2 protein-coding genes and 1 pseudogene are annotated in these 3,639 nt (G+C 61.2%); all 3 read right to left on the bottom strand.

Annotation, left to right across the window (positions count from 1 at the left end):
* Window positions 1–1,229, bottom strand: a 1,229-nt coding sequence (locus ACFFAR_RS27875) for an MFS transporter (RefSeq protein ID WP_375508880.1), incomplete at its 3' end; no start/stop codon positions are given.
* Between the two features lie 66 nt (window positions 1,230–1,295).
* A pseudogene (gene leuB, locus ACFFAR_RS27870) lies at window positions 1,296–2,379 on the bottom strand (3-isopropylmalate dehydrogenase).
* Window positions 2,376–3,639 (bottom strand): aconitase family protein (locus ACFFAR_RS27865; protein ID WP_375508879.1); only part of this gene is annotated, 1,264 nt, incomplete at its 5' end. The gene ACFFAR_RS27865 and the pseudogene leuB, both read right to left, overlap by 4 nt.

Here is a 3,639-nt window from a genome sequence, read left to right as displayed (position 1 = left end):
AACTCGGTTTGATAGGCGTGGTAGCTGTACGAAATGATGTTGCCGGCCAGCGTCAAACACACGCCAAGCGATACCAGCAAAACCGCGCCCGACGCCTGGCTGAACAACAATCCGCAGATCACGTTCGCGGCCGCCATCACGACGATCACATGCTTGCGCTCGAAGCGGTCGGCAATCCAGTAGCCAAGAAGCGGGCCAATAGGCGCCGCGAGTCCGATGACAGTTGTGTACAGGAGGCTTGACGTCACCGTGATGCCTTGCTTGACGAGCAAGGTTGGCACCCAGTTTGCGAAACCGAAAAACCCGACCGTCTGGAATACGTGGAAGATAATCAGCATCACCGTGCGTTCGCGATAAGGCGGCTTCCACATATCGCTGAAACCGGCATTGCTAATTACCGGCTCGGCAGGTCCAGGCACCGGCAGCGGCTCGCCGTACTCTTTCTGAACCTTTGCTTCGAGCTGACTGAGCACTGCGTCCGCTTCTTCCAGCCGTCCTTTACTGGCTAGCCACCGAGGGCTCTCGGGCAGATTGCGTCGGAACCACCAAATCATCAGTGCGCTGCTACCACCGAGCAGCACCACCCAGCGCCAGCCGGCAATGCCGAACGGCGTGCGCGGCACCAACAGATAGGACAGGAAGGCCACCACCGGCACGGCGGAAAAGCCCACCGCCTGACAAATTGCGAATGCACGGCCGCGTAGATGCTTGGGTGCGAGCTCGGACATGTAGGTGCCGATCGTAATCAATTCAACGCCAATGCCGAGCCCTGAAATAAAGCGCCAGGTATTGAGGCCTAAAGCCGACGTTTGAAGCAGCATCACCGTATTTGCCACGACGTACCACAGCAGCGCATAGGTGAAGATCGCGCGCCGGCCGAAGCGGTCGGCGAGAAAGCCGCAGGCGATGGTGCCAACAAACAGTCCGGAGAACAGCGCGGCGATAAAACTGGCGACGCCGGAAGTGCCAAAAAGTCCTGCCGTCGTCGACGTGAGGATGCCGCTTCTGACGAGACCTGGCGCGATATAGCCGCTGAAAAGCAGATCATAGATCTCGAAGAAGAAGCCAAGGCTCAGCAAAACGATGAGTTTCCAGACTGCGCGCGTCGCGGGCAATCGGTCCAGACGGGCCGAGATGGTGCCGCCATCGCCGATGCGGTCGACGTGGCTCGGACTGGCCGCGTCTGCCGCCGGCTGGAGGTTCTGCAAAACGGGTTGTGCGCTGGCCATGCTTGTCTCCTGCTTTTATAACCGTTTGACCGGAAAAGGTGTTTAACCGGATCAGGCCAACGGAACTCAGGGCTGTCCGATCGAACACGCGATCGGTTCGCCCATTTGCCGCGTACCGACGAGTCGGGTGCCCGGTCGATAGATGTCCGCCGTGCGCAATCCCTGCCGCAAAACCTGTTGCACCGACGCTTCAATACGATTCGCAAGATCGTGGCGCCCACCGGCGTGGCGCCCACCGGCGTGGCGCCCACCGGCGTGGCGCAACATCAATGCTGCCTCGCGGATGCATGCAATCGGATTGGCCCGATCCTGCCCTGCGATATTCAGTGCACTGCCATGCCCGGCTTCGTACAGGCTCGGCCTCGTTGACCCCGGTCAGCGCCGACGCCGCATCGGACAGCAGGTCGCCAAACAGATTGCCAGTGACGATGGTGTCGAACGCCATCGGCTGGACAATCATCTGCACGCCGGCGTTGTCAGCGTACTGATGGGTCACCGCAATATCCGGATAGTCCTTGCCGAGTTCTGTCACCACCTGCCGCCAGAGCCTTGAAGTTTCCAACACGTTTGCCTTGTCGACGCTGCACAAACATTTGCTGCGTGCGCGTGCCGCGTCAAAGGCAATCTGCGCGACGCGCCGCACCTCCGACTCGCAATAACGCATCGTGTCGAAACCTTCCCGCTCACCGCCTCCCGGCCCGTCCGCAATCACACGCTGACCGCGCGGCGTGCCCATGTAGACGTCGCCGGACAACTCCCGCACGATTAGCAGGTCCAGTCCCCTCACCCGCTCGGGCGTCAGCGGCGAAAGCGATGCAAGTTCCGGCTCGATCTTCACCTGCCTAAGGCTGGCGTACAGCCCGAGCTGTTTGCGCAATCCAGGAATTGCCTGCTCCGGACGAAGCGCGCGATCAACATGGTCATAGCGTGCATCACCCACGGCGCCAAACAGCACGGCATCGGATTGCATTGCGATATTTACGGTCGACTCCGGCAGCGGATTTGCGCACTGCTCGAATGCAGACGCACCGGCGAGTGCGGCTTCGACCGAAAATTCGAAGCCGAACGGCCTCAACGCGCGGAGCACCTGCAGCGATTGCGCAATGACTTCTGGACCTATGCCGTCACCGGCGATGACCGCGATCTTCATGCGTGACGCTGCCGAAGTTCGTCGAACGAGACAATCTCGCCAGCAATCGCGCTCGCTGCAACGGTCGGCGGACTTGCCAACCAGACCTGCCCGGGTCCCGAGCGGCCCGGAAAATTGCGGTTGATTGCGCTTACAGTGACTTGAGACGCGTCGGTGGAAGATCCGGGGCCGCAATTCGCACAGGCGCCGCAAGAGGGCTGCAACATCTCGGCCCCGACGCGTTCGAACGTCTCAATGTAGCCGCGCGACACACAGTAATCGCGAACGTCGGTGGTGCCGAACTGAAGGTACAACTTCACGTGTTTGGGCACGCGCAACCCACGTTGGGCCGCCCACGCAAGCACTGCGTGATAGTGATCGAAGTCATCTCGCTTGCCCGCCGTGCACGAACCGCCATAAGCGACGTCGATCGCCGGCCGCTCCTGCAACTCGTCGATCGCGACGCCATTACCCGGATCACCGGGCAAAGCCACCATCGGCTTGATGACGGTGCAGTCAAGCACGATCGTGTCCGCGTACACGGCATCGGGATCGCTTTGCATCCACGGTTCGATCGTGAAATCGACGCCGCGTCGCTCTTTCAGGAAGCGCACCGTCTCCCCGTCCGGCGCCACGATGCCGGTGAAACCGCCAAGCTCGGCTGTCATGTTGGTGAGCGTCGCCCGTTCGTCGGTCTTGAGCCGGGCGACCACCGGGCCCATGAATTCAAATACTTTGCCTACGCCCAGTCCCGCCCGAATCTTTGGGTTAGCGAGCAGATGCAGTACCAGATCCTTCGCGGTGACGCCGGCACTCGCGGACCCGCGCATGTCGATGCGCAGCGACTGCGGCACCGTCAGGCGCACAGCACCCGTCACGAACGCGTTGGCCATGTCCGTCGTCCCTACGCCGAACGCAAGGCAGCCGAGCGCCCCGCTATGCGGCGTATGCGAATCAGTGCCGACGACGACTTGCCCCGGCAGCGCATACAGCTCGGCCATCATTGCGTGAGAAATACCTTCGGAACCCTCAGCGGGTTTGCCGTCGATACTGTCGAGATAGCCATGATTGCGCACACCGTAGTCATCGACGAAGGCACGGTGTGCATCCGACAATTCGCGCACGTTGGGCAGCAGGCCGTTCTTGATGTGCAGTTCGCTGCGATGGGAGTAGGACAGATGATCCTCAAAGGCGAGGATGCCGGCGGGATCGAACAATTGAAGCGGCCTTCCGAAGGTGGCGTGCAGCATGTGCGTCGCCATGCCGGTGTAGTACTCGTGG

This window comes from uncultured Caballeronia sp., from assembly GCF_964243625.1.
Lineage (GTDB): Bacteria > Pseudomonadota > Gammaproteobacteria > Burkholderiales > Burkholderiaceae > Caballeronia.
Note: the sequence above shows the minus strand (reverse complement) of the source record. Positions and strands in the feature narration are given on the sequence as shown.